Here is a 24,225-nt window from a genome sequence, read left to right on the forward strand (position 1 = left end):
GCCGCATGGCAGAGTCACCTCGCGACGGTGCAGCAACAACGCTTCCGTTTTAGTCCGCGGCGAAGAACTGATCCGGCAGCACTCTGATGGGCTGCGAGTGTGCTCCGTTGGCCGCCGACTCTCCATCGAAATACCGGTTGTCAACGCCGACACGCTGTCTGGAGATCTCCCTGGGCACACCGTACTTCGGGTCGATGTCATCGGTCGATGTGACCTGCGCGCCGCCCACACGGATCATCACGAGATTGCCCGCAGGATTGGCACTGAACTGGTAGAACGTCCCCTTGGGCAGCATGACACCCTCGAACGAGTGGGCAACGAGTGTGCTTCCGTCGCCGAACTGAAACGTCGCTTCGCCTTGCAATACGACGAAGCAATGATCCTCGACGTCGTGGCAGTGCATGCCGTTTTCGCCGCCGCTCGAATAAACCTTCACGTGCGCCCACAGATTTCCCGCGGTACCGAGTGAGCGCATCGTCGCGCCGCTCGCCAGCAACGGTTCGCCGCGCATCGAAAACCGCACGGCATCGGCCGTCGTTCGGGACGCACTTTCGGCCTGGCCCGCCGCGATCTTTGTATTCTGGTCGGTCGATGCCTGTCTGTTCGTCATGTCTCCCCCTCCTTTCCTGTCGAGATGGATACCCTTATGCAACGACGGGTGAATCCGGAAAGCCGTATAGCCGATGGGCGTTGTCCGCGAGAATTGCGTTGCGAACCGTCTCAACCGGTGCCCAGTCCGCAAGGAGATCGAGCAGATCGCCGTCGTTCGGCATCGCCCCCCAATACGCCGGATGCGGCCAGTCCGAACCCCACACGCACCGCTCCGGTGCCGCTTCGATCAAGGCCCGCGCAAAAGGCACGGTATCCGTGTAGTCAATCGCGTTTGAAACGCGGTATGCACCAGAGAGCTTGACCCATGCACCATCCGCCATCAGCTCGAGCATCAGTTGCATCCCTGCCGACTGAAGTCCGTCCGACACTGCGAAGTGCCCCATGTGGTCCATGACGTACGGCACTCGCAACTTAGAAATTCTTGGCGCGACAGGTTCGAGCCGGCTAGTGTCCGTCAGGAACTGCAGATGCCAGCCGAGCTCCGCGCATAGCGCTTCGTAGCGGTCCAGGTGATCGAGCCCGATGCCACCACCGGACAACGTATTGAGACGCAAGCCCACGACACCCGCCTCTTTCAACTGCAGCCACTCGCGTTCAGACAAATCGTGCGGGGCGACTGCGACACCGCGCAACCGCTCGGGATACCGGTCGAGCATGTCCATCAACAGCCGGTTGTCCGTGCCGTGCACGCTCACCTGCACGAGCACGGCGAAGGTCACACCCGTTGCATCGAGCATGCGAAAGTAGTCTTCTCCCGTTGCCGGCGGCGGCGTATAACTTCGGTGTTCAATCAGCGGGTACTCGGGCGGAGCACCGATCACATGTGCGTGAGTGTCGACCACGCCCCATGGCATCCGGAAGCGCGCCGGTGCGCGCGGGTTCCGGTCTGGTGCGGGACACACGGCAAACCTGTCAGGAACATTCGTGGTCATGGGTTCTTCCTTCAAAAAGGTCAATCGAGATCACCGGCTGCTCACTGGTCATACGGCGGATAGCCGTTGTTCCGCTGCTCGGCTTCGAGGCGGCGCAACATCGCCGGCCACTCGAGAATGCCGTAGGAGCGGATCTTGCCCGGCTGAAAGATGCTCGACGTCCGGTCGATCACTTCCGGCGACGGCATGTTGACGCTCGCACCCGCGGCCATGAGATCGACCTGGGCCCGGCAGGACATCTCGAGCTGGTAGAGCAGATTGAACGCTTCCGCAGCGCTGGGGCCGCAGGTGATGAGACCGTGATTACGCAGGATCAGCGCGTTGTGCTGTCCCAGGTTCTTGACCAGGCGCTCGCGCTCGCCCAGGTCGAGAACCGGGCCTTCATAGTCGTGATAGCCGATGTGTCCGTGAAACCGCATCGCATGCTGCGTAACCGGCAGCAGTCCGCACTCCATCGCCGAAACAGCCATCCCGGCGCGCGTGTGCGTGTGTATGACACAGTTCATTTCTGGACGCGCGGTATGGATCGCGCCGTGAATGACATAGCCAGCGGAATTCAGGCCGTACTGTGTATCAGGCTTCCAGATGACGTTGCCTTCCACATCGATTTTCATCAGGCTCGATGCGGTGATTTCCTTGTACGTCATCCCGTACAGGTTGATGAGAAGATGCTCCGTTCCCGGAATCCGCACGGTGATATGGTTATAGATGAGGTCGCTCATGCCGTAGATGTCGACAAGCCGGTAGCACGCTGCCAGATCGACTCGTGCCTGCCATTCTTCCGCGCTGACTTCCTCACGGATGCATTTGAAGTCTGTCGGGTATTTGCGCTTGCGCACGTCTTCGTCGCTGGTATAGCCGGCTCGTTCCCGAATTTCGTTGAAGTCGGTTGGGTCGCTCATGATGTCAGTCCTCTCAATGGAAGTTCCTGGCAAGTCCGGTAGTTGAAACTCGGCCAATCCCGGCTCGCCTCGTATTGCGACGCATGTCTATGAAGTCCCCGCTTCGGCTTCAGGAGCGATGCGTTCTGCCAGGGCCAGTTTGTGCTGCGCTATCTTGAGGACCGCCTCATCGACCAGCAGGCCATCCACGATGATTGCGCCGCGGCCTTCCCGCTGCGCGGTCTCATACGCCGCGATCGTGCGGCGAGCACTGGCAATTTCATCCCGGTCCGGGCTGAATACACTCTCGATTGGCTCGACCTGCCGCGGATGAATCGCCCATTTGCCTGTGAAGCCGAGTTGCTTGCCCGCCTGGGCAGCGCGCGACAGTCCTTCGGTATCCGCCACATCGGGGTGCACATGATCGATGGGCTGCACGCCAGCCGCGACCGCAGCGGTAACGATGCGCGAACGCACGGGCAATAACGCCTGCTCGTCGAACGCCATGCCGGTCTGGGCAATGAAGTCGCCTACGCCAAAAATCAACGCCTGGCAGCGTTGCGACGCGCGTGCAATCGACAGCGCGTTTTCCACGCCGCCAGCGCTCTCGATCAGCGCAAGCAACGTCAATCCATAGCGGCCATCGCGCAGTTCGATCTGCCGCAACAACTGGTCGTACACGTACAGATCCTCGGGACCCTGCACCTTCGGCACGACCACCGCATCGATCGGCAACCCTTCCAGTGCGAGCAGATCGTCGAGACACCACGGCGTCTCCAGACCGTTGATACGTACGCACAGTTCACGTCTGCTGGGCACGCTATCGGTCAGCGCCCGACGCAGCACCTGGCGCGCCTCGTGTTTGAACGTCGGCGCGACGGCGTCTTCAAGATCGATGACGAGCGAATCGCAGTCGATCGTCAGCGCCTTTTCCAGCAGCTTTTCGCTGCTCGCCGGCGTGACAAGCTGGCTACGGCGACAAAACCCTGTCATTGCACGCTCCTGCGAAATTGCCGGATCAGCGTCGACGCATCCGTTTCGTCTTCGAGAACCGCCACACGCTGCGCGATCCGAGCGGCGTGCGCCGCGCCAAACACCGGCACTGCGAGGTCATCGAACTTGCGTCTAAGCGATGCGCCGTCGCAGGGCCGCGACGGTTCGCCGAGCGGCTCATCGACACGGACCACGTGCCCGGCGAACGACAACACCGCGCCCACGACGGGCGACTGCCCGTCGATCACGACATGGATGGCCGAGCACAACGCTGCGACGTCCGCCGCATCAATGCGCTCGTAGCTCTGCCAGTTGCAGCTTCCGTCCAGCAGCGCCACCGCAACCTGAAAGTACACACTGAACTGCGCATCGACGATGTTGCGCGGATGTACCTTGTTTGGCGATGCCTCACCGACAATCTGCGCGGCTTTGGGCGACAGACGCACCTCGAGCCGCGTCCCCTCGCGTAAGGCAGCCTCGATACGCTTGCGCGCGCCGGTACCGAGCCGTTCATGTAGCTGCAACGCGGCTTCGATTGCACCGTGATTGAAGCGACAGGACGGAAAGGGCTTGATCGCCGTATCGCCCGACGGCCACCACTGACCGAGACGGTCCGTCAGCGCCGAAGGCGTCGCGTCGTTTGTATACCCTGCAAGTAGTCCGTATCGACCTTCTATCGGCGCAGCGGCACCGACCACGCCTGCCTGCGCAAATGCGAGCGCAAGTAACGCGTCGTGCGCGGCAAAGCCTGGATGCAGGCGCTTGTTCCACGAGCCATTCGCGAGATACTGCATGGAGCCCGCCGCTTTGCTCCCAGCGATACCAAACGCGCTGGCAAGCGTGCCAGAATCGACGCCACGCAATCGGCCCAGGGCCGCGACCGCGCCGAAGATCCCGGCGACCGCCGTAATGTGAAAGCCGCGATCGTAAGCGGTATCGCCCAATGCCGCGCCGACACGCGTCGCGACCTCGTAACCGACTGCCAGAGCAGCAAGCCATCGTTTCCCCGTGGCATGGATGCGCTCGGCCTCCGCCAGCGCGGCGGCGATCACTGGCGCACCGGGGTGCAGGCAGCCCCATACGTTGGTATCGTCAAAATCGAGCGTATGAGCGAACGCGCCGTTGAGCAAGGCAGCCTGCAGGTAGGAATATCCCTGCGTGTCACCGATCACGGTCGAGTCGTCGTTCGCGCCCTGCAACGCCGTGGCGCCCGCGCGGAATGCGGCGCTGCTCTCCGCATTGACGGCCGCGTACGCGGCATTGCCGATGAAATCAAGCAGACAATCCTTGAGGCGGTTGCATACGACCGATGGCACACTTTCCAATCCGGTCGTTGCGGCAAAGCGCGCCAACTCGAGTGTCGCGTCGTTCGCGGATGAATCAGACATGAGACTTCTCCTTCGTCGACGCGGCGCATTGCACGACGCCGGCCGACTCGAGCGTTTCGATCGTCGCGGCGTCGATGCCGAGTTCCGCCAGCACCCGCGCCGTATGCTCGCCGAGTGCGGGTGGGCCGAGCCTGTTGACCGATTCGAGCTCCGACGACTGTGGCGGGAAGTCGAACACCTTGACCTTGCCCACCGCGCTGTCCACTTCCTTGATCAGGTCCCGCGCCTTAATGGCCGGATGATCCAGCGCTTCGCCGAGATCGTTCATGGCGCCGGCCGGAATGCCAAAGGCGTGGAAGCGCTCCAGCCAGTACGCGCGCTCGTTAGTGCCGATCGCCTGGCAAATTCGCTCGTCGAGCGCGTTACGGTTGGCGAGGCGCAATGCGTTGGTAGCAAATCGCTCGTCGTCGACCATGTCCGGGCAATCGATCGCCTGACAGAACTTGCGCCACATCTCCACATGACCGCCGCCGGCAGCCACGATCACCATGCGCCCGTCTCCGCATGGATACGGGCCGTACGGCGCCATCGTGTGATGATGCAGACCGACGCGCTTCGGCAGCGTATTGCCGTACCAGACCATGTACGGGAAATAGCCAGTCCACGTGAGCACCGAGTCGAGAAGCGAAATCTGAATGTCCTGCCCTCGCCCCGTTCGCTCGCGGTGAAACAGCGCTTCGAGAATGGCGATCGTCGCGTACATCGAGCCGGCAATATCGCAGAGCGACACGGAAATTTTCGATGGCGCTTCGGGCGTGCCATTGGTCATGATGAGACCTGCCTCGCCCTGCACGATCAGATCGAGCGCAGCCCGGTCGCGATACGGTCCCTCCTGACCGAAGCCGGAGATGTGGCAATAGATGACATCCGGCTTGATCGACTTGACCTTTTCGTAGTTCAGACCCCATGCGTCAACCGTGCCTGGAACAAAGTTTTCGATGAGCACGTCTGCGCGCTCGATCAACTGGTGGAGAATGTCGCGCCCGCTTTCGCTCTTCAGGTCCAATGCCACACTCTCCTTGCCCGGGTTGACCCATGCATGCCCAGAACACATACCGTGGACAATGTCGTCCCAGTAACGAATGAGATCGCCCGTACCGGGACGTTCGATCTTGATAATGCGCGCGCCCATCTGACTGAGTAGACGCGTGGCAAAGGGTCCCGACACGCCCTGCGTCAGGTCCACGATGGTAATTCCCGACAATGCAGCGCTCACGATTGCTCTCCCATGTCGTGACCGGGCATCACGGTTTCGTCCTTGTGAGCCCATGCCGAACGCTTCTTAAGACGTACCGTACGCTCGCCTTCGGCGACAGTCTTGCCATCCTGGTTGGTTGCGCTGAAGCGATAGCGCAAAAGGCCGCTGTCGGGCCGGTCGTCGGTGAGGTTCAACACCTCGCTTCTCGCGTGGAGCGTATCGCCGGCAAAGACCGGATTAGGCAAGCGCAAGGCCGTCAGGCCGACATCCAGAAACGCGTTTTCGCTCATGTCCTGGCTTGTCAGGCCGATGACAAGACCAAGCGTGCACGGGCCGGCGACGATGCGCTCGGAGAACCGTCCATCCAGCGCCTGGCGGCTATAGACCAGATTGAAATGGGCTTCGGCCGTATTCATCGACAGATGGGTCAGCGCATAGTTGTCGTAGTTCGTGACCGTGCGCCCCCTGGTGTGCTCGTATGTTTCGCCGACGTTAAAGTCGTCGAAGTAGGTACCGTGACTCATGTTCACCTCTCTCCGAGTAGTCGTCGCGCAATGACTTCACGCTGGATTTCACTGGTGCCTTCGCCGATGGTGCAGAGACCAGAATCTCGCCAGTAACGATTCACGGGGCTCTCGACCGCGAAGCCCATCCCTCCGTGTATCTGCACGGCGTCGTGACACACCTTGTGGGCCATCTCCGATGCGAAGAGCTTGACCATGCCGGCCTCGAGATCGACGCGGCAACCCGCGTCCATCTTCCGTGCGACCATGTAGCCTAGCTGGCGAGCCGCCTCGATCTGCGTCGCCATGCCGGCCAGCTTGTGGCGTATCGCCTGGAACTGGCTGATGGACTGGCCGAACTGCACGCGGTTGCGGCTATGCTCGAGCGCTGCTTCATATGCCGCCCGAGCGAGGCCGATGCAGCGAAACGCAAACTGCAAGCGAGCGAGCTCGTAGATCGCCATCAACTGCTTGAATGCGATCCCTTCGATACCGCCCAGCAGGTTCTCCTCGGGAATCTCATGGTCATCGAAGAAGAGCGTGTAGCTGTGCATGCCGTGATAGCCGATCGTCTCGATCCGGCTACCGGTCAGCGTCGGCGGCACGAACTGCTCACCGCGGGTTTTCTCGACGAGCAGCAAACTAATGCCGCCGTGCTTGCCGGCGTCCCGCCCCGTGCGGCAAAAGAGCGAGATCAGGTCCGCGCGGTTGGCGTGCGTGCACCATTGCTTCGTGCCGCTGACCACGTAGCGTCCGTCGCGCAAGGTTGCGGTCGTCTTGATGTTCGCTGCATCCGAGCCGGCCTCCGGCTCTGTGCCCGAGTGCGCCGCCTGCAGTTCACCAGATGCGATTCCAGGCAGCCACTTTTTCTTTTGCTCGAGCGTGCCGAACCTTTCGAGCAGTACGCCAAGTCCCCAGTTGCGCGCCGGAAGCGCACCTGCACTGAACCAGGCCCGGCTAAGTTCCTCCGTAACGAGTGCCACGGCGCGCGCGCCCAACCCCAATCCACCATACTCGGGTGATGCGAGCACGCGGAAGAAACCCATCTCCTGCATCTTCGCCAGCAGGCTGTCCGGAATTTCCTCGCCAGCCAGGTGAAGCTTCTGCGCCACGGGTGCGATTTCAGCTTCGGCGAAGTCGCGTGTTGCCTGCTGCAGTTCGCGAAGCTCATCCGTAAATTCAGTAATGCTATCTATTTTCATCTCTGCTCTTCCCATTGAACCGTCCGACCTGACCGGTTAGCTAACCACCTGTTGCGGAATCGAACGCATCCGCGAGAGATTGCGCCGCCGAAATTCGATCACCGTCTCGCCGCGCTGATTGAGCGCCGTGGTATGCCATTCCACGACGCCCCAGCCGGGACGAGACTCGGTCGCACGGCGGCTCGTCGCTACCGACAGTGCGCAGATTGTGTCGCCCGGGTACACGGTCTGGTGGAAAACGACATCGTCCACACCGAGGAACGGGCCGCCCGCTTCCGACAGATCCTCTACGGACAGTCCAACTGTCGTCGCAAAAACAAACATCGGATGAAGGGGGATACCGTCATATCCGGCGGCCGCCGCATGCGGCGCGCTGAAGTAGATCGGGTTGTACTGCATCGTCATCGCGCTATACGTGGTGGCATCGGCGTCGCTGAACGTGCGGGACCAGTGGTGGCGAAACCGTCTGCCAGGTTCGAAGTCTTCATACATCAGGCCATGTGGAATGCGCTTCGTATTCATGCTTGCTTCTCTGGAGTAGTGGTACAAAGTTCGAGCAACTCGTCGATCCGGGGCATGTCGTCGAGATTCCGGACGGCCTCGATCACGCGTTGCGCACGTTCCGGCCGAGTGCGCGCGAAGCATTCGCTATGAACTTTTCTTCGACTGCCAAGCGCGAAAGCGGACGTTCAGGCGCGCCGAGGCTGTTTGCTTCGCGATGCTCGAGGACGCGGCCGTTCTTGAGAACGATGCGGATTTCACCGGGGAAATGTTTCGGGTAGTCGCTCTTCGGGTCGTCGACGCAATGCGTGCGGGCCGCAACTGCCAGTACGTGGGCGTCATCAAGTGGTTCATCGTAGTACGCAGCAAGATCGACGCGTCCCTTGACGAGCGCCAATGCCACGGTGTACGGCACGCTGAACAATGCCTCATAGACGGCGGCCGGGCGAATCTTGTGCTCCCTCGGCTCGGCGACCAGATGTTGGAGATCGCGGCTCAACAGGCAATCGATACGCTCGATGTCCGTGATCACCACGTCGTGGCGCACCGCCAGCGCCGCGTCGACGAACGCGTGGATGAAGTGGCAGCACGGATACGGCTTGAGCGCGATATCCGATGCATGCCAGCATTCGCCGAGCCGGTGAGCAGGCAGAGACTCATCTTCCGGAACGTGTCCAATGTGAGCGGCGTAGAAGCCATGCGGCCCTTCGAAGACCGTGTCCGGTCCGAGAAATCCGGCACGCCCGAGTGAGTCCGCGACTAGGCCGGCGTGCGCAGCCCAGCCTGGATGCAGCCGCTTGAGCCAACTCCGGCCGATCTCCAGAATGCCGCTGGCCTGACTTCCGGCCAGACCGAATGCCGAGACCAGTTCGCCAGGTTCGCTGCGCCTTAACCGCGCAGAGGCCGCGGCGGCGGCGAATACGCCGCATTGCGCTGTCGGATGCAGGCCGTGCGCATGAAACTCGCCCGGTGCCGCGCCGGCGAGACGGCAGCCGATCTCCAGCGCGATCAGGTATGCATCGAGTACGTCGGACCCGGATGCGTGCACCGCCTGTCCGGCCGCCAGCGCCGCTGCGAGCGCCGGTGCGCTTGCGTGATAGATCGCGCCGATGTGCGTGTCGTCGTAGTCGAGTCCGTGCGCGAGCGTACCGTTGACCAGCGCGGCGGAAGCCGCTGGCAATACCGCGCCCGAACCGATTGCGCGAGCATCGCCGCCGGATCCCAGTTCACGTGCAGCGGCAAGCACGGCGTTGCCGAATCCGAACGTAGACGACGCGAGCGCGACGCCTAGCGTGTCGAGGAAATGATCGCGCGCACTATCGCGAACCGTGTCGGGAACCAACGAAGTCTCGAATTGCAACGCGAAAGCCGCGAGCGCCTGCGACTGTGTGCGCCCCGCAACGGGCGGTGTGGAATGCATGATGTCTCGTCTCCTGAGCGTGCCCGATCGCAATCGGCGCGCTGTTTTGCTGCGGCGCGCGAATCGCGCTAACCGGTAATGGCATTCTAGGAATGGACGATTGACAGAAAAAGGCTTTTTATTCTATAAATTGATCGATGAATCCTATCAATATCGGACCGCGCGACATCGAGGCCATTCTCGCGGTGGCCAGGCATGGATCGTTTCGCGCCGCCGCCGCCGCACTGGGTATTGCACAGCCGTCGGTGTCGGCTCGCGTACGTCACGCAGAGGACGTGCTCGGCGTAAAGCTCTTCAATCGCACGACGCGCAGGGTCACGATCACGAGCCACGGCGAACGGTTCGTCGCTCGAGCGGAGCAGGCAATGGTCGAACTCCGCATGCTTGCGCAGGAGTTCAGGGACGAATCCCGTCTCAAGCGCGGGCGCGTTGTGCTAGGTGCGACGCCGACCATCGCCAGCGCGCTCCTCCCTTCCATCATTCAACAGTTCCGGGCACGCTGGCCGGGTATTGAAGTCGTGCTGCACGATGATCTACTCGGTCGTGCGCTGGATCGCGTACACATCGGGGAAATCGACTTCGCCGTGACGCCGTCTGCCGATGCGGATGACCGATTCGATTGCGAGCCGCTGAGTGATGAGGAGTTCGTGCTCGTTGCTCCGAAGGGCCACCCACTCGTGCAGACTGATACGGTCACGCTTGCTCAGACGTCGAAGTACCCCTTGCTCACGCTGCCGCGCGAAACCGCGACTCGCGAAATGCTTGCCAACGCCTACGCGGCGCAAGCATTGCCATTTCATCCTTCGTTCGAGACACACAACGCGATCTCGGTGCTGGCCCTCGTCAAGGCGGGATTCGGCGTGACGTTCATGCCTGTGGGCATGCTTTCCATGTTTGACATGACCGCGCTGGGCACCGCGCGCGTCGCGCCCGACGGCCTTTATCGGACGGTTTCAATCACGCGAGCCAAGGGACGTGCCATACAGCCGGCAGGCGAGGCGTTGATTGAGGCATTGCGGGAAGGATTTCAGAGCGAAAAGAAACGAAATCAGTAGGACATATGCAGGCGGTCTTGTCAGCACGGGTGCACGCCTGAAAAATTGCGATCGAAGTCGGGGTAAATGGCCGTTCACCGCAATCAACGGGCCTTGACAGGGTGACGGCGAAGCAGCCGGGTTGTGTGGAAACCCGATGGCACTACAATGCGACGCGTGACCCTGAATCTGCTTGGCAGGCCTCGCAAGGGGTTGGCGAGGCCTTGATGGCGCCTATCGTTTTCGGGTGAGGACGAGCGCGAGTGCCGGCGACTACCCCAGTTCGCGATGGGACGCCGTTTGTCTCCACCAGGCGTCAACCTTTAGATATCTTCCAGGTGAGTCACAAAAGGTCGAATATTTGCGTCATCGGGATTCACATACACAACATCGGTCGGCACACGACGCGGAGCATCTACTGTAAAAAAGACCGCCGGTGACTCTAGAATCTCACTGATTGCGTGCACGGTGTTCCGCTCAAAGGTGACCAATTGGCCGGCGGTAAGGACGCGGGGCGCCTCGTCCTCGATCACAAAAGTGACCTTGCCGGTCAGGAGGTACAGATGTTCTTCACACGTTTCGTGGTAGTGGCGAGGTATCGGATAGTAAACACGAAAGAGTCTTGAGCTTGCAGACGGTTCGTCGGTGAGGTAGGTGTCGACGATTGTGCTATCCGCATCGTCGGGGAATTTGCTGATAATTTTCTGAATATCAAAAAAATTAAACAATTTCTACTCCATACTATTTTCAATATGTCGAAAAATTAGATGGCCGCGCGTACGCACAGAATAACGTCAGACATCTAGTCCATGCTTTAGCGGCGTTGCGGCAATCTTTGATTGAACGCACAGCCGCGAGCGCCGACGAATCACCTTGTTCGAATCTTTCTCATCGGTGCCGTCCCACATCCATTCGGCAATTTCCCAGGTGCCCAGGCCGACGCGCGTTACCGGTTCGACAAACGTTCAATAGCGATTGTTTCAATAGTCATGCGATGTTCTCTGCTTGAAACGCTGCGTCAGTGCCAGATGCAGCCTGAAAGACGGAGCCGTGTCCGTCGGTCTGACATGCGCACCGATTATTTCAGTCACATCCAGCAATCGCAAGAAGGCACCTGACGGTTTCATACTTTCCTCACGGAAACTAATTGCTACGACGGCCTTCACGACGATAGCAACCTGCAAAAGAAATTCGATGATCTCGCACGCAACATCATCGAGCAGATCGCCGACAGATGCACGACCTCGCAATCGATGTACTCGGCACGCACGGCGCGATGCGTTTTTCGCGGTTACGCGACGAGGTGAGCGGCGTGAGCCAGAAAATACCGACAAAGACGTTGCAACAGCTCGAACGAACTGGCCTCGTACCGCGCTATGCGCACCCGGTAATTCCACCACGTGCGACTATCAGCTGACGGCCTTGGTGCGCGCCGCGTGGCCGGCGAGCGGTTAGTTGCTCCCATAGCCGATGAGGAGAAAAAGCGGTCGATCGACTCCATGTTCAACGCCGCTGACAGGACGAAGATGGTGCACCAACCTACGTGACGCCGCCAGCGCCTCGCGCTCAGGTGCTTTCCAGCGCCGGAAGCAGCGCTGGCGCGCTCGTGAGGAAGGCGCGCACGTGCATCGCAATCACCGCGTCGCTGGGCGTGGCGTTGTCGTTCGAATAAATACGGCGGCGAATCGCAAGGTGGGACACCGCGCCGTGCAGCAGCCAGCCCACCTCGGTCAGATGAGCCGGATCGGCCGGTACGCCGCGTCCCAATTCGTGCGCCGTCTCAGTGACAATGATCTCAAGCGCGTGCGTCACGACAGCATTCGTGTACGTCGGCGCCATTTGCAGATCTTCAAGCGAAGAGTAAAGGAACAGGCGAAGCCACTGCCGCGTCAGAAGGGTATCGTAGTAGTCGCGATAGAAAGTATTGAGCCTGCTTTCAATGGGCACACTGCGGTCTTTCAGTTGAACAAACCACATCGCCTTGAAGGTCCCCACAATTTCACGCTTGTAAACTTCGTCGATCAACGCGGCCTTGCTGGGGAACAGGCTATACAGCAAACGTTGCGACACGCCACAGGCCTCGGCAATCGCGCGAGTCTGCGCGTTCAGGCCGTGCTCGGCGAAATATTCGGCGGCCTTCTCCAACACGCGCGCCTGACGCTCGGCGCGTGGCAGACGCTGCGGTGCTTTCCTCATTGGCCGCTTGATCGGCGCGCGACCCGCTACGGTCTTGCTGCCCGGATCTGCAACATCGCTGGGTTTGGCCTTCATGATGCTCCTCGGTCCATCGCTTTCGAAAAATAAGTCTTCACATGACGACTTATGGTTTGGTAGAGTATATCGTCCGGGTACGGGGAACAGTCTCGCCACGCACCCGGGCGCAGCCATGCATTATCTCAGGCTACCGCGAGGCGAACCCCATCTTCGACTACCACCCGCTGCAAACGCCACAATCTGACGCGCTTGAGGGCATGTCGCACAACCCGAATTCCGTTCTCCGCCCATGTCTTTGTCAAGCCGCCAGCCAGTCATCATCGCGCTGATCGTCGCCAGCGCCTATTTCATGGAGAACCTGGATGCGACGGTGATCGCGACCGCACTGCCCCACATGGCCGCCACGTTTGGCGTCACGTCCGTGAGCCTGAGTATCGGCATGACTGCCTATCTGCTGGCGCTCGCGGTCTTCATTCCGATCAGTGGATGGGTGGCCGACCGATTTGGGCAACGTTCGGTGTTCGGTGGCGCGATCATCGTGTTCACCGGCGCCTCCATATTGTGCGGGATGAGTAGCGGCCTCGTCGAATTCACGATCTCGCGGATCCTGCAGGGAATCGGCGGCGCAATGATGGTGCCGGTAGGCCGCCTCGCCGTGCTGCGCAGCACCGAGAAACGTCACCTGATGCGCTCGATAGCCTATATCACGTGGCCCGGCCTCGCCGCACCGGTGTTGGGTCCAGCGTTGGGCGGGTTTATCTCGACCTATTTCAACTGGCGCTGGATCTTTCTGCTAAACGTGCCGATCGGGTTGGTGGGTCTGGCGCTAACCGCCCTATTCATTCCGAACTACCGCGAACCCACCCGCCGTCCGTTCGATGTGCCGGGGTTCGTGCTGAGCGGTATTGCGCTGACGTGCCTGATGTACGGCATGGTCCTGATCGGGCAACTGCATAGCGACTGGCGCATCACGGCCGGCGCGCTGATCTGCGGCTTGGTCGCTGCAGTCCTGGCCATACGGCATTTCGGCCGCGCCGAACACCCCCTGATCGATCTTTCGCCCTGGCGAATTCCGACGTTCCGCGTGACCCTTGACGGCGGTTCGTTATATGTCGTGTCGGTCAGCGTCTCACCCTTCCTGTTACCGCTGCTGTTCCAACTGGGCTTCGGCTTGAATGCATTCGCTGCGGGTTTGCTGGTGCTCGCGTACGCGGCTGGCAATCTGGGCATGAAGACTGTCACCACGCCGATCCTCAAACGCTTTGGCTTTCGGAAGGTAATGATCGTCAACGGGGTGCTTACCGCAGTGACAATCGCATTGTGCAGCCTGCTTTCGCCGGACACGCCGCGCGCGCTGATCATGCTGGTGTTGCTCGCGGGCGGCCTGTGCCGGTCGATGCAGTTCACAAGCATCAACACGCTCGCGTTTGCGGACGTTCCGCCGGCGCGAATGAGCTCAGCGAGCACATTCTTCAGTATGGTTCAGCAGATGACAATCGGTCTGGGCATCGCATTTGGTGCGATAGCGCTGCACGCTGCGGTCCTGGTTCATGGAAATCACGCCCAACTCTCACTAGCTGATTTCCGGGTCGCCTTCCTGCTAGTGGCTGTGCTGGTGCTGATCTCGGTCTTCTACTTTATCGGCATAGACCCGGATGCAGGCCGGGAGGTGAGTGGCCATACGCGGACCGCATTGCGATAGCACGGATAGCGCGCGGGCGTGGCAACCGGCGTCCGCCACATGCTGCCGATCGTCTGCCCGAGCGGTGGCAACCTATACTCGCCCCGGCGTCTCAATTCAGGCTGTGCGTTTGCGCCGTGTCGCCGGGAGCGTCCATTCGCCGCCCTCCTCAACGTGTTCCGTCAGCTTGTTGATGCAGTCAAAAAGCACTCGCTTTTCCTCTGCTGACAAAACGGACATGAGCTGTTCGTCGAAGATCTTGCCGATCCGGTCGCACTTGCGGACAATCGCCTTGCCTTTCCTGGTCAAGTTCAGGTTGATGACACGTGCATCCGTCGTGCCGGTAGAGCGCGTCAGCAAGCCGCGATTTGCTAGCGTAGTGACCAGCTTCGAAACCAGCGTCTTTTCTAGGTATGTCAGCTCAATCAGCGGGCCGAGGGAAATGCCCGGCTGCATATCGACGAAACGCAGCACGCGCAGGTCACGAAGGGTTACGTCACATTCGGCTTCGTAAAGGCCAGACGCCACGCCCTTGGCCAACTCGCTCAGTACATCGAGGCGGAAGTTCAAATGTTCCAGTCTTGGATACGGCGCCTTCGACATGCTGTCCTCCCATTCGGCTACTTTGATTCAGTTGCACACTGCAACTTTTAAATTTCACGAGTTTCGTGCACGAAACATACCACCGTGCGGAAACCCCCAAGGTGCGGACAAGCCGGGCGCTTGCCAAACGGCACGAGCGTAACGCAATGCGCACGAGTGGGGCAAGCACGCACGATGCCTGTGCGGCAAGTGGATGGACACAGATTAACCCCTCACCCCTTCGTCAATCGCCTTGAGCACCAAACCGAAAAATTCGTCGGCATGCGCCGGATTGAGCCAACGCACCACCACCGCCAGCTCGCGTTCGGGCTCGATCCAGGTGAACGAACCGCCCGCACCGATTGCGAAGTAGCTGGACGCCGGCACGCTCGGAAATACGCTGCGCTCATGGTTGAGCCAGACCAGGTAGCCATAGAACGGTGCGATCGCACACGGTGTCAACATGCGCTGCAGCCAATCGCTGGAGACTACCTGTTGGCCGTTGACGCTGCCCTGACCCAGCAACAGGTGAGCCACCTTGATCTGGTCCTGGGCGCTGATCGACAGGCCGCCACCCCAATGCGTGCCGCCCGGAACCGACTGCACGCGCTGCCCACCCACCTCCACCCAGGCATTGTCGTAACCGACCCATTGCCAGTTCTCGCTCGCTTCGAGTGGCCGCATAATCGCTTCTCGAAACACCTCCGGCACCGGGCGGCGGAACAGGTTCAGCAGCGCCAGCGAAAGCTGATTGATGCGCACGTCGTTATATTCCCAGTAGGTACCGGGAGCCCGTAACGACCGCCGCTCCCCTTTTTTCCCATCGGGCTCCTTGCCGAATTTGACGTATCGATAGTGGTCGGCCTCGTCGGGCAAGCCGAAACACACGCCTTGCCATTCGCTCGTCTGCTGCAGAAGATGCGCCCAGGTCACGCTCGCGTTGTGCTCGTCATCAAAGCCGATACCAGGCACGCGCACGTGCACCGGCTCGTCGACATCGGGCATCAGGCCTCGATCGTGCGCAACACCGGCCAGCAGCGCCAGATAAGTCTTGGCGATGCTAAAGGTCAGGTCGGCACGATCAGGTTCGCCCCACGAAGTTAGCGGGCGGCCGGCCCGAGTGATGACGCCGGACACCGGGCCACGTCCATGCACCGGTCCGAGCAGCCGGTTCCAGGGTGGCGGGTCGTCCGGATGTACGCCCCAAACGCCATCGACCTCGCGGTCCCAGGGCGTTTCATGATCGATCGCGAATTGCACAGCATGCTGGAGGTTGGCAGATTGCATGAGGGTCCTTTACCGGGCACCAAACAGCTTGACGAGATTCACCCAATAACTCGCACCGATCGCAAGTGCGGCATCGTTGAAATCGTAATGCGGATTATGGAGCGGTGCTGCCGGAGTCGCCTCGTCAACACCCATCCAGATATACGCGCCGGGCCTTGCGTGCAGCATGAACGCAAAATCTTCCGAGGCCATTGAAGGCACACAACCTCGCCGCACGCCGGAAGTGCCGACGGTCGCCTCAGCGGCTGCGGCCGCAAGGTCGGCTTGAACGGCACTGTTGACGGTGGCCGGATACGCGTAGCGATAGTCGAGCGTCGCGTTTGCGCCCAGTGCCCGCGCAATACCCGAGGAGATTTCGCCGATCGACGCGCGGATCCGTTCCTGCACAGCGCTTGAAAAACAGCGGACGGTGCCGCGAATGACTGCACGGTCAGGCAATACGTTCCACGCTTCGCCACCATGAATTTGCGTGACGCTAACGACGCCTGATTCCTTCGGGGAAATTCGTCGGCTTATGATCGTCTGCAATGCGGTGACAATCTGGCTGGCACACACCAGCACGTCGCTCCCCTCCTCCGGCATCGCTGCATGCGAACCCTTGCCGTCGACAACAATCTCGAACGTGTCGAACGATGCCATCATCGGACCGTCGTTGATCGCAAAATGTCCGCGCGGGATGCCCGGCCAGTTGTGCAAACCGAACACGGCATCGCACGCAAAGCGCTCGAAGAGTCCGTCTTCGACCATCATCCTGCCGCCGCCCGCCGGCCCTTCTTCTGCTGGCTGAAAAATCACATGCACCGTACCGCGCCAACTGGAGTCGCGGCTCAGCGAAACGGCGGCGCCGAGCAGCATTGCAGTATGGCCGTCATGGCCACACGCATGCATCTTGCCTTCATGTTGCGATCGATGCGCGAAGCTATTGGCTTCAGCGATCGGCAGCGCGTCCATGTCGGCGCGCAAGCCGATGGCAGGCCCCGCGCTTCGGGTCATGGTGCCCACCACACCGGTCCGGCCAATGCCGGCATGTACCTCGAAGCCATACTGTCGCAATACGCCAGCGACGAGGTCCGCGGTTGCAACCTCCTCGAACGCAGTTTCCGGACAGGAGTGCAGTGCGTGCCGCCACTTCATCATGAGGTCGATCAGGTCGCTATCCATCGGAATTTAATCCCTTTCAGTGGAAAATCAAGGAGACGAAAAAACAGAGAATCGACGAGGCGGTGCGGCATCCGCGCAGATTCACGTGGGCGAGATTACTGGCAGGCTGGACGTGGCCCATTGCATTACGAGCGCCTGGAAGCGCGGGCAAACCACGCGCGGCGCATCGGCCTGAGTGCGGCGATCGCGAGCACCGCGGTACAACTATCCAATGCGATTGCCGTGCCGAACACCGCGTCCCAACCGCCCGTATGCTCGTGGAGTAGCGCCGCCACCGGTCCGCCCAGGATCGAACCGATACCTTGCGCATAAGACAGGCACGCGTAGTTGACGATCGCATGCTTGCTGCCAAAGGTGTCCGTGAGCGTCGAAGGGAACAGCGAAAAAATCTCGCCCCAGCCGAGAAAAACGACGCCCGACAGCAGCACGAACAACAACGGGTCGTGCCGCGATGTGAGCCATAAGGCCATCGCTATCGCTTCCATCCCGAACGCGATCAGCATCGTATGCTCGCGCCCGATCAGGTCGGAGATCCATCCGAACATAGGCCGCGTCACGCCATTCGCCACGCGATCGATCGTCAACGCAAGCGGCAACGCGGCGAGGCCGAACACGGTGACTCCCGCCATGCCGAAATCTCGCGTGAAGACTGCCATTTGCGAAGTCACCATCAGGCCGGAGGTCGCCATCATCGACATCATCACAAACATCAGCCAGAACAGCGGCGTGCGCAGCATGTTGCTGGGCCGCGTGTCGGGTATGGCGGCCGCGGCTCTCTGCGGCCGCCAGTCCGCCATGTAGCCGGGAGGCGGCAGCCTCATGCCGAGCGCGGCAAGTATGCCGATCACGCCGAGGATCACGCCATAGACGACCAGCGTATGCTGATAGCCGTACTTGGCGATGCTATTGGTGATCGGAAATGTCGTGAGCATCGCGCCCATGCCGAAGCCCGCCATCACCACGCCTATCGCAAAACCGCGACGGTCTGGGAACCAGCGTGCCATCAGACCGATCGTGCCGACCACGACAATGCCAACACCGATTCCCCCGAGAACGCCATAGCAGAGGTAAATGGACAGCAGAGACTCCGCGCGGCTCGTCAGTACCCAGCTAAGCCCCGTAATCGCGCCACCCGCGGCCAGTAACCAGCGCGGCCCGAAGCGCTCGATCAAATAGCCCTCGAGCGGCGACAGAAAAGTCTGGCAGACAATGAGGATGGAAAAGGTGACCTGCAGACTCGGCAGCGACACGCCGAGCTGCGCTGTCAGCGGTCGCGTCAACAAAGTCCAGATGTATTGCGGATTGGACGCGACCATCGCGCATACGAGGCCGCACAATAATTGCCACCAGCGGCTGTGTAGTGAAAGGACAAGTGGGGCGCGGGTGCCGGCGCCGAAATTCTGGGTGCTCATGCTTCAACTCCGTACGAATAAGTGACACGAAATGACTCAGGCAGCGCGTTTTCCTGAAGATCCGACGCCACGCTGCTGGACAACGCGCTCAGTACATCGAAACGTAAGTTCAGATGACCCAGCCCTGGAAACGTCACCTATCAACAATCTGCCAGTGCGTTTACATCGCGTCGATATAGTTGCAATTTCCAATAATTGTCATTTACATGTGACTTTGATTTGCACGAAGTGTGCCACGTCCCGGCAAAACCCGTATTCATCGACAAATCAGGCGTTTTCCATACCGCGATGCAGACTCTGCCATGCGCAGAAACCATGCGCGATGCGCGCGAGAAAGGTGCACTGCGCGACGCAATATCACCGTTGCACCGGTTCCGGGCGCAGCATTGGCATTCGTCGCACCCGGACGGTTGCGACGATCTCAAGGAGCGATTTAGATGTGACGATGCAATCTGCCGAAACACCCGACTCAGTTTCGTCGCAGTGCGCAATATGTTGTCCTCGACGCTCGCCGATGATGGAGAACGCCGCCGGTTCGTGTGAGCTGCCTTTGTTGCGTCACCGGTCTGACAGCCGCGTAAGTTGCTGCGTCAGGCAGCACGCCACGCGCGTGAAATGACCCGTTTCGAAAGCATGCGGAGAGAGTCGTGCGACCTGGGATCAGGGCACGTTGGGCCGGATGATTGCCATGCCGGGGACGCCTTTGACGTCCCGCCCGACATGTTGCAGTCGCACGCGGGTCTGCTTCAGCGACTTCCGCAATGTTGCTCAACAGCACCGAGGTAGGGGCGTGCGGTGCCGATGAGGACTGCAAGATAAACACAAGGCACCGCCGCGGCAAGTCTGGTACGTTAGTCCTCGAGATGCCGGGTTATCGAGTCGGAAATAAACGCGGCATCGTCCAGATTGGCTGTCGGCAGCCCGGCACGATGGCCCCATATCGACGAAATGGGGAGGAGCCTCGCATTTCGCATTTGCGCGACCTCGAGACGGTTGTCTTCCACCTGAAAATACAGATCGGTTTCGCTAGGCATGATCAACGCCTTTGCCGTAATCGCCTTCAGCGCTGCGTGAAAATCACCGTTATATTTGGAATTGGCCGCGATGTTCGCATGCTGCCATGTCCATAGGTGAGCCAGCAGGTTGTTGCCATCTCGCTTCAGGAAATTCGCTTCCCAAGACATCACGAGATAGTCTTCGAGCGAGGAAAAGCCGGCCTGCCGCCACACCTCGTCACGATAAAACGTCTGCGACATCGCCATAGCGGCGTAGTTGCGGCCCATGGCCCGCAGACCGCGTTCGGGACGCTCAACGAACGTTCCGTTTTGAAAACCGGGATCCGTCGTCAGGGTCGCGCGCACGCCCTCGATGAATACCTGATTGTGCGGCGAGGTCTTTGCCGCGCCGCAGAGCACGACCAGCCGCCTGACCATGTCCGGATACATTGCTGCCCATTGATACGCCTGCAACCCGCCCATCGACCATCCGCACGCCAATTGCAATACGTCGATGCCGAGTTCTTGCGTCAGGAGTTGGTGTTGAATCGCGACGTTATCGGCAATCGTAAAATTCGGCCAACGGTTTCCGCTAAAGGGCTCGGTTGCATTGCTGGGCGAGGACGACAATCCATTGCCGAATAGATTCGGAATAACGACGAAGTACTTGTCGGTGTCTAGCGCCTTGCCCGGACCGACCATCCACTCGATGTCATAGTGATGCGCGGAAAATGACGTCATGTATAGAATGACATTCGATTTTTCTGCGTTCAGCTTTCCGTAGGTTTGGTAGGCGAGCTTGGCATCTCTGAACGTGATACCGGATTGCAACACCACGTTTCCGGCATTGAATACAAAATAGTCTTCCATGTGTAGCGATCTCGATTGGTGAAATGTGACGAGTGGGTAACTGAAAAAGTAGGATAGAAGGTGTCGGTGCGCAACTCAGCCGCACGCCGAGGCCGTCCATCCTGGCTCGAAAGGCTGCCCCTTGGCGCCAAGCCGCATTCCGACGGGAAGCTTGCTCCACGGCAGTTGCTCAAGCCGCATGGGCATTGAACCGGGCGCTGCGCAGACGATAATCTCGGCCGCGATCGGTGCGAAGTCGGCGCGGAAATGCACCGCGCTCTTGACGACCAGGATCGCCTGCGTGGCGGGCTCGATGCCGACGAGGCGAAACAGCGCCTGGTCGGCCATCTGCACCTTGAACGAGGCCACGACGATACGCACGCCGCCGCGCCTCAGGCAGGCGGCCGGCCCGACATCCAGGTGAAAGCCGGCATAGTATGGGCCGGTCGCGTCGATCTTGCCGTCCGAGATCGCTTCAATCAGGAACTCGTCTTCGTAAGGCGCATCGCCGGGGATGCCGGAATGACCACCCAGTGACAGCCGGATCGTCTCTCCGACACGCCGCTCGTGAATCGCTTCGGCGGCCGCCGGATCGACGATCAGGCCGATCGCGGCCTGCTGCGCGTCCTGGCGGATCAGAGACCGCAGCACCCCGGTGGTGTCCGAATTCGCGCCGGCACCCGGATTGTCCTGCGCGTCCGCCACGATGATCGGGCGCCTGCCGGCGCGGCTCTGTTCGATCGCGTAACGGACCGCATCGTCGGGTGAATACAGGGTACCGGCGAATTCGGCTTCAGCGTCGTTCGCCGCCCGCGTCAACTCGTCGACCGCCGCTTCGGCAACGGCGGGATCGTTCGCATAAGCCCAGATCACCGGCGAGCATTCCGGAAAATCGGCCGCCGGGAAACCCGTCGCGAACGACAGGTCGGCGCCATCCGCCGCTTCGATCTCCTCGAGCAACGCATAAAGACGCGCGGCCGGCTGCATGTCGGTGCACTGCCAGCAGATCGGCACGAGGAACGGTAGCCGGCGGAATGCGAGCGCGGCACGTGAACCGCTCGACCAGCGCTTCTCAAGGAGCACAAATGCGCGCTTGCCGGTGCACGCCATGTCGACGTGCGGATAGGTACGGTATGCGACCAGCGCGTCTGCCCTGTCGAACATCTGCGCGGTAACGTTGGCGTGCAGATCGAGACTGCCCACCACCGGCACAGCATCACCAACGAGCGCACGTATGCGCCGCAGCAGTTCGCCCTCGCCGTCGTCGAAATGAGTCGTGACCATCGCGCCATGCAGGTCCAGGTAGACCGCGTCGACCGGCAGCGCTGCCTCAATGCCGGCCAGGATCTCACCGGCGATATGTTCGTAGGCTGCCTCGGTGACGTGCGCTGACGGGCTGGCCGCGCACCACAGGGTCGGCAGCAGCGTATGGCCGGCACTTCGTGCTGCATCGACAAAACCGGCGGCGGGGATATTTCTGCCCGCAATCGCTTCGAATACCGCATCGCCGCTCACCAGTCCCGGCCAGCCACCGCCGCGCTCGAACGCGAGCAGGTCCGCTTGTGTCGGTGCGAAGGTATTCGTCTCGTGCTGGAAGCCACAGAAGACGATTCGCTTAGGTGTTTGCATTGCTGTCTCTTTGAAAATATCGACGGTATCGGGTCATCGCCATGACTGACCAGAACCTCAGGAAATCTTTGTGATCAAATGGCTCGCGTCAAGCGGCGCCGAACGCAAAGCCGCGCCCTGGCGCCGCCGCCAGCAAAGCCTGCGTATATTCGTGGCGCGGTGTGAGGAACACGTCCTGGATCGCCCCTTCCTCGACAATCTCGCCGCGCCGCATCACGATGACCCGATCGCAGATCTGACTGGCCACTCGCAGATCGTGTGTAATGAATAGAATGCCGATCCGCAGCCGCTGCTGAATGTCGTCCAGTAATTCGAGAATTTGCGCCTGGACCGAGACGTCGAGTGCGGACACCGCCTCGTCGGCAATCAACACTTGTGGCTCGCAGGCCAGCGCCCGCGCAATCGAGATACGTTGCCGCTGGCCGCCGGAGAATTCGCTTGGGTAGCGGTTCAGCGCATCGGGCCTGAGCCGTACCAGTGTCATCAATTCTTCGGCACGTTGCCACGCTTGAGCGTATGGCACGCCGAAATTCAACGGCCCTTCGACGATCGAGGCACCCACTGTCTGGCGCGGATCCAGCGACCGGTAGGGATCCTGGAACACGACCTGTACGCCGCGCCGGAACGGATATAGCGCGCGGCCGCGCGCCTTGGCCACCGATCGACCGTCGGCGAAGATATCGCCGGCGCTCGGCTCGATTAGCCGGGCAATGCAGCGCGCGACAGTCGATTTTCCCGAGCCGGATTCGCCCACAATTCCGACCGTTTCGCCCGGATGCACCGTCAGCGAGACATCACTGGCCGCCTGCACCTTGCGCTTGCGGCCCGGCCAGGAACCCGTCACATACGTCTTCCCGATCCCCCGCGCGTCGAGCAGCGGATAGGCTTTCTCCACCGGGGGGCGCGTGCGCGGCACCAGCGCGGGCACGGCTGCCAGCAACATGCGGGTGTAGGGCTCGCGCGGCTGCTGCAATACTTGCAACTTGGCGCCCTGCTCGACCATGTCGCCCAACCGCAATACGACGACACGATCGGCGATCTCGGCGACAACGCCGAAATCGTGCGTGATGAACAACACGGCGGTTCCGCTCTCAGTCTGCAATTCGCGAATCAGCTTGAGGATCTCGGCCTGGGTCGTGACGTCGAGCGCCGTGGTGGGCTCGTCGCAGATCAGCAGCGACGGCTTCAGGATCAGCGCCATGGCAATCACGATGCGCTGACGCTGTCCGCCCGACAACTGATGCGGATAAGACGCGTAGATACGCTCCGGTTCCGGCAGCCTGACGTGGGCGAAGATTTCCAGTATGCGCCGACGCCTCTCACCGACGCCGGCACGGCTATGCTGTGCCAGCATCTCGTCGACCTGCGCGCCGCACGTCATGATCGGATTGAGGGCCGTCATCGGCTCCTGGAAAACCATCGCCATTTTCTCGCCGCGCAATTGGCGGATGCGGTCCGGGCTTGCTGTCAGCACGTCCTCGCCGAGCAGTTCGATGCTGCCGTCCACCGCCTTGAGCGTCGCTGGCAGCAAGCCCATCACCGCCTGTGCGATCACCGATTTGCCCGAGCCCGACTCGCCCAGCAGGCAGACAATCTCCCCCTGCCGCACGTCGAGCGAGACATGCCGGATCGCATGGGGGCGGTCGGCACCGCCCGGCAGAGAAATGGTGAGGTTATTCACGGCGAGGACACTCGTGGCCGGCTCGGCGGCGGAGGGTGCTGCCGTTTTGGAGTCGAAATCGCGCATCGTG

The 24,225-nt window shown here is 60.8% G+C and carries 23 protein-coding genes; 3 read left to right on the forward strand and 20 right to left on the reverse strand.

All coding sequences use genetic code 11. The features are described 5' to 3' along the window. Nucleotides 1–49: 49 nt before the first annotated feature. The 10 genes from P0D96_RS32740 to P0D96_RS32785 form a co-directional block, all read right to left on the reverse strand. Nucleotides 50–610 carry a cupin domain-containing protein gene (locus P0D96_RS32740; protein WP_408317677.1) on the reverse strand — a complete coding sequence of 187 codons (561 nt, stop codon included), beginning with the start codon at nucleotides 608–610 and terminating at the stop codon, nucleotides 50–52. Nucleotides 611–644: 34 nt separating this feature from the next. Beyond that, entirely contained in the window at nucleotides 645–1,544 is a 900-nt protein-coding gene (locus tag P0D96_RS32745; protein ID WP_408317679.1) for an amidohydrolase family protein, read from the reverse strand. Between the two features lie 41 nt (nucleotides 1,545–1,585). Beyond that, entirely contained in the window at nucleotides 1,586–2,446 is an 861-nt protein-coding gene (locus P0D96_RS32750; RefSeq protein ID WP_408317681.1) for a class II aldolase/adducin family protein, read from the reverse strand. An 87-nt stretch (nucleotides 2,447–2,533) separates the two neighbouring features. Further along, nucleotides 2,534–3,418: an HpcH/HpaI aldolase/citrate lyase family protein gene (locus P0D96_RS32755; protein WP_408317683.1), complete on the reverse strand. Its 885-nt coding sequence runs from the start codon at nucleotides 3,416–3,418 to the stop codon at nucleotides 2,534–2,536. Continuing rightward, nucleotides 3,415–4,806, reverse strand: coding sequence for an MmgE/PrpD family protein (locus P0D96_RS32760; RefSeq protein WP_408317685.1), 1,392 nt, complete (start codon nucleotides 4,804–4,806; stop codon nucleotides 3,415–3,417). The genes P0D96_RS32755 and P0D96_RS32760 overlap by 4 nt, the downstream gene beginning before the upstream one ends. After that, nucleotides 4,799–6,022 (reverse strand): CaiB/BaiF CoA transferase family protein, encoded by a 1,224-nt coding sequence (locus P0D96_RS32765; RefSeq protein WP_408317687.1) that lies wholly within the window; start codon nucleotides 6,020–6,022, stop codon nucleotides 4,799–4,801. Before P0D96_RS32765 ends, P0D96_RS32760 begins: the two co-directional genes overlap by 8 nt. Beyond that, a complete protein-coding gene (locus tag P0D96_RS32770) occupies nucleotides 6,019–6,528 on the reverse strand; it encodes a MaoC family dehydratase (RefSeq protein WP_408317689.1) in 510 nt (169 codons plus the stop codon). Before P0D96_RS32770 ends, P0D96_RS32765 begins: the two co-directional genes overlap by 4 nt. A gap of 2 nt (nucleotides 6,529–6,530) precedes the next feature. Beyond that, the gene (locus P0D96_RS32775; RefSeq protein WP_408317691.1) at nucleotides 6,531–7,709 is read right to left on the reverse strand and encodes an acyl-CoA dehydrogenase family protein; all 1,179 of its coding nucleotides are present in this window, start codon (nucleotides 7,707–7,709) and stop codon (nucleotides 6,531–6,533) included. Nucleotides 7,710–7,745: 36 nt separating this feature from the next. Then, nucleotides 7,746–8,231, reverse strand: coding sequence for a MaoC family dehydratase (locus P0D96_RS32780; RefSeq protein WP_408317693.1), 486 nt, complete (start codon nucleotides 8,229–8,231; stop codon nucleotides 7,746–7,748). Nucleotides 8,232–8,313: 82 nt separating this feature from the next. Then, nucleotides 8,314–9,630 (reverse strand): MmgE/PrpD family protein, encoded by a 1,317-nt coding sequence (locus P0D96_RS32785; RefSeq protein ID WP_408317695.1) that lies wholly within the window; start codon nucleotides 9,628–9,630, stop codon nucleotides 8,314–8,316. Nucleotides 9,631–9,767: 137 nt separating this feature from the next. Here P0D96_RS32785 and P0D96_RS32790 point away from each other — a divergent pair, with 137 nt between their 5' ends. After that, complete coding sequence (locus P0D96_RS32790; RefSeq protein WP_408317697.1) at nucleotides 9,768–10,685, forward strand: LysR family transcriptional regulator; 918 nt, start codon at nucleotides 9,768–9,770, stop codon at nucleotides 10,683–10,685. Nucleotides 10,686–10,987: 302 nt separating this feature from the next. On the opposite strand, the gene P0D96_RS32795 is transcribed toward P0D96_RS32790, so the two are convergent. Further along, on the reverse strand, nucleotides 10,988–11,392 hold the full coding sequence (locus P0D96_RS32795; protein WP_408317699.1) for a cupin domain-containing protein: 405 nt from the start codon (nucleotides 11,390–11,392) through the stop codon (nucleotides 10,988–10,990). A gap of 252 nt (nucleotides 11,393–11,644) precedes the next feature. Beyond that, nucleotides 11,645–11,914 carry a hypothetical protein gene (locus tag P0D96_RS32800; RefSeq protein WP_408317785.1) on the reverse strand — a complete coding sequence of 90 codons (270 nt, stop codon included), beginning with the start codon at nucleotides 11,912–11,914 and terminating at the stop codon, nucleotides 11,645–11,647. 26 nt (nucleotides 11,915–11,940) lie between these two features. Here P0D96_RS32800 and P0D96_RS32805 point away from each other — a divergent pair, with 26 nt between their 5' ends. Next, nucleotides 11,941–12,081, forward strand: a complete 141-nt coding sequence (locus P0D96_RS32805; protein ID WP_408317781.1) for a winged helix-turn-helix transcriptional regulator — start codon at nucleotides 11,941–11,943, stop codon at nucleotides 12,079–12,081. A gap of 149 nt (nucleotides 12,082–12,230) precedes the next feature. On the opposite strand, the gene P0D96_RS32810 is transcribed toward P0D96_RS32805, so the two are convergent. Continuing rightward, nucleotides 12,231–13,034, reverse strand: coding sequence for a TetR/AcrR family transcriptional regulator (locus P0D96_RS32810; protein WP_408317701.1), 804 nt, complete (start codon nucleotides 13,032–13,034; stop codon nucleotides 12,231–12,233). A gap of 133 nt (nucleotides 13,035–13,167) precedes the next feature. Here P0D96_RS32810 and P0D96_RS32815 point away from each other — a divergent pair, with 133 nt between their 5' ends. Continuing rightward, nucleotides 13,168–14,580 carry an MFS transporter gene (locus P0D96_RS32815; RefSeq protein ID WP_408317703.1) on the forward strand — a complete coding sequence of 471 codons (1,413 nt, stop codon included), beginning with the start codon at nucleotides 13,168–13,170 and terminating at the stop codon, nucleotides 14,578–14,580. 96 nt (nucleotides 14,581–14,676) lie between these two features. Here P0D96_RS32815 and P0D96_RS32820 read toward each other — a convergent pair whose 3' ends face one another. From P0D96_RS32820 to P0D96_RS32850, 7 genes are all read right to left on the reverse strand, one after another. Further along, a complete protein-coding gene (locus P0D96_RS32820) occupies nucleotides 14,677–15,162 on the reverse strand; it encodes a MarR family winged helix-turn-helix transcriptional regulator (RefSeq protein ID WP_408179722.1) in 486 nt (161 codons plus the stop codon). Between the two features lie 204 nt (nucleotides 15,163–15,366). Next, the gene (locus P0D96_RS32825; protein ID WP_408317705.1) at nucleotides 15,367–16,428 is read right to left on the reverse strand and encodes a serine hydrolase domain-containing protein; all 1,062 of its coding nucleotides are present in this window, start codon (nucleotides 16,426–16,428) and stop codon (nucleotides 15,367–15,369) included. Nucleotides 16,429–16,437: 9 nt separating this feature from the next. Continuing rightward, nucleotides 16,438–17,589 (reverse strand): M20 aminoacylase family protein, encoded by a 1,152-nt coding sequence (locus P0D96_RS32830; protein WP_408317707.1) that lies wholly within the window; start codon nucleotides 17,587–17,589, stop codon nucleotides 16,438–16,440. A 125-nt stretch (nucleotides 17,590–17,714) separates the two neighbouring features. After that, nucleotides 17,715–19,001, reverse strand: coding sequence for an oxalate/formate MFS antiporter (gene oxlT, locus P0D96_RS32835; protein ID WP_408317709.1), 1,287 nt, complete (start codon nucleotides 18,999–19,001; stop codon nucleotides 17,715–17,717). A gap of 851 nt (nucleotides 19,002–19,852) precedes the next feature. Next, nucleotides 19,853–20,866 (reverse strand): alpha/beta fold hydrolase, encoded by a 1,014-nt coding sequence (locus P0D96_RS32840; RefSeq protein WP_408317711.1) that lies wholly within the window; start codon nucleotides 20,864–20,866, stop codon nucleotides 19,853–19,855. Nucleotides 20,867–20,941: 75 nt separating this feature from the next. Then, nucleotides 20,942–22,474, reverse strand: coding sequence for a M81 family metallopeptidase (locus tag P0D96_RS32845; RefSeq protein ID WP_408317713.1), 1,533 nt, complete (start codon nucleotides 22,472–22,474; stop codon nucleotides 20,942–20,944). A gap of 88 nt (nucleotides 22,475–22,562) precedes the next feature. After that, on the reverse strand, nucleotides 22,563–24,221 hold the full coding sequence (locus P0D96_RS32850) for a dipeptide ABC transporter ATP-binding protein (RefSeq protein ID WP_408317715.1): 1,659 nt from the start codon (nucleotides 24,219–24,221) through the stop codon (nucleotides 22,563–22,565). Between the last annotated feature and the right edge of the window lie 4 nt (nucleotides 24,222–24,225).

The organism is Paraburkholderia sp. RL17-347-BIC-D, from assembly GCF_046027915.1.
Taxonomy (GTDB): Bacteria; Pseudomonadota; Gammaproteobacteria; order Burkholderiales; family Burkholderiaceae; genus Paraburkholderia.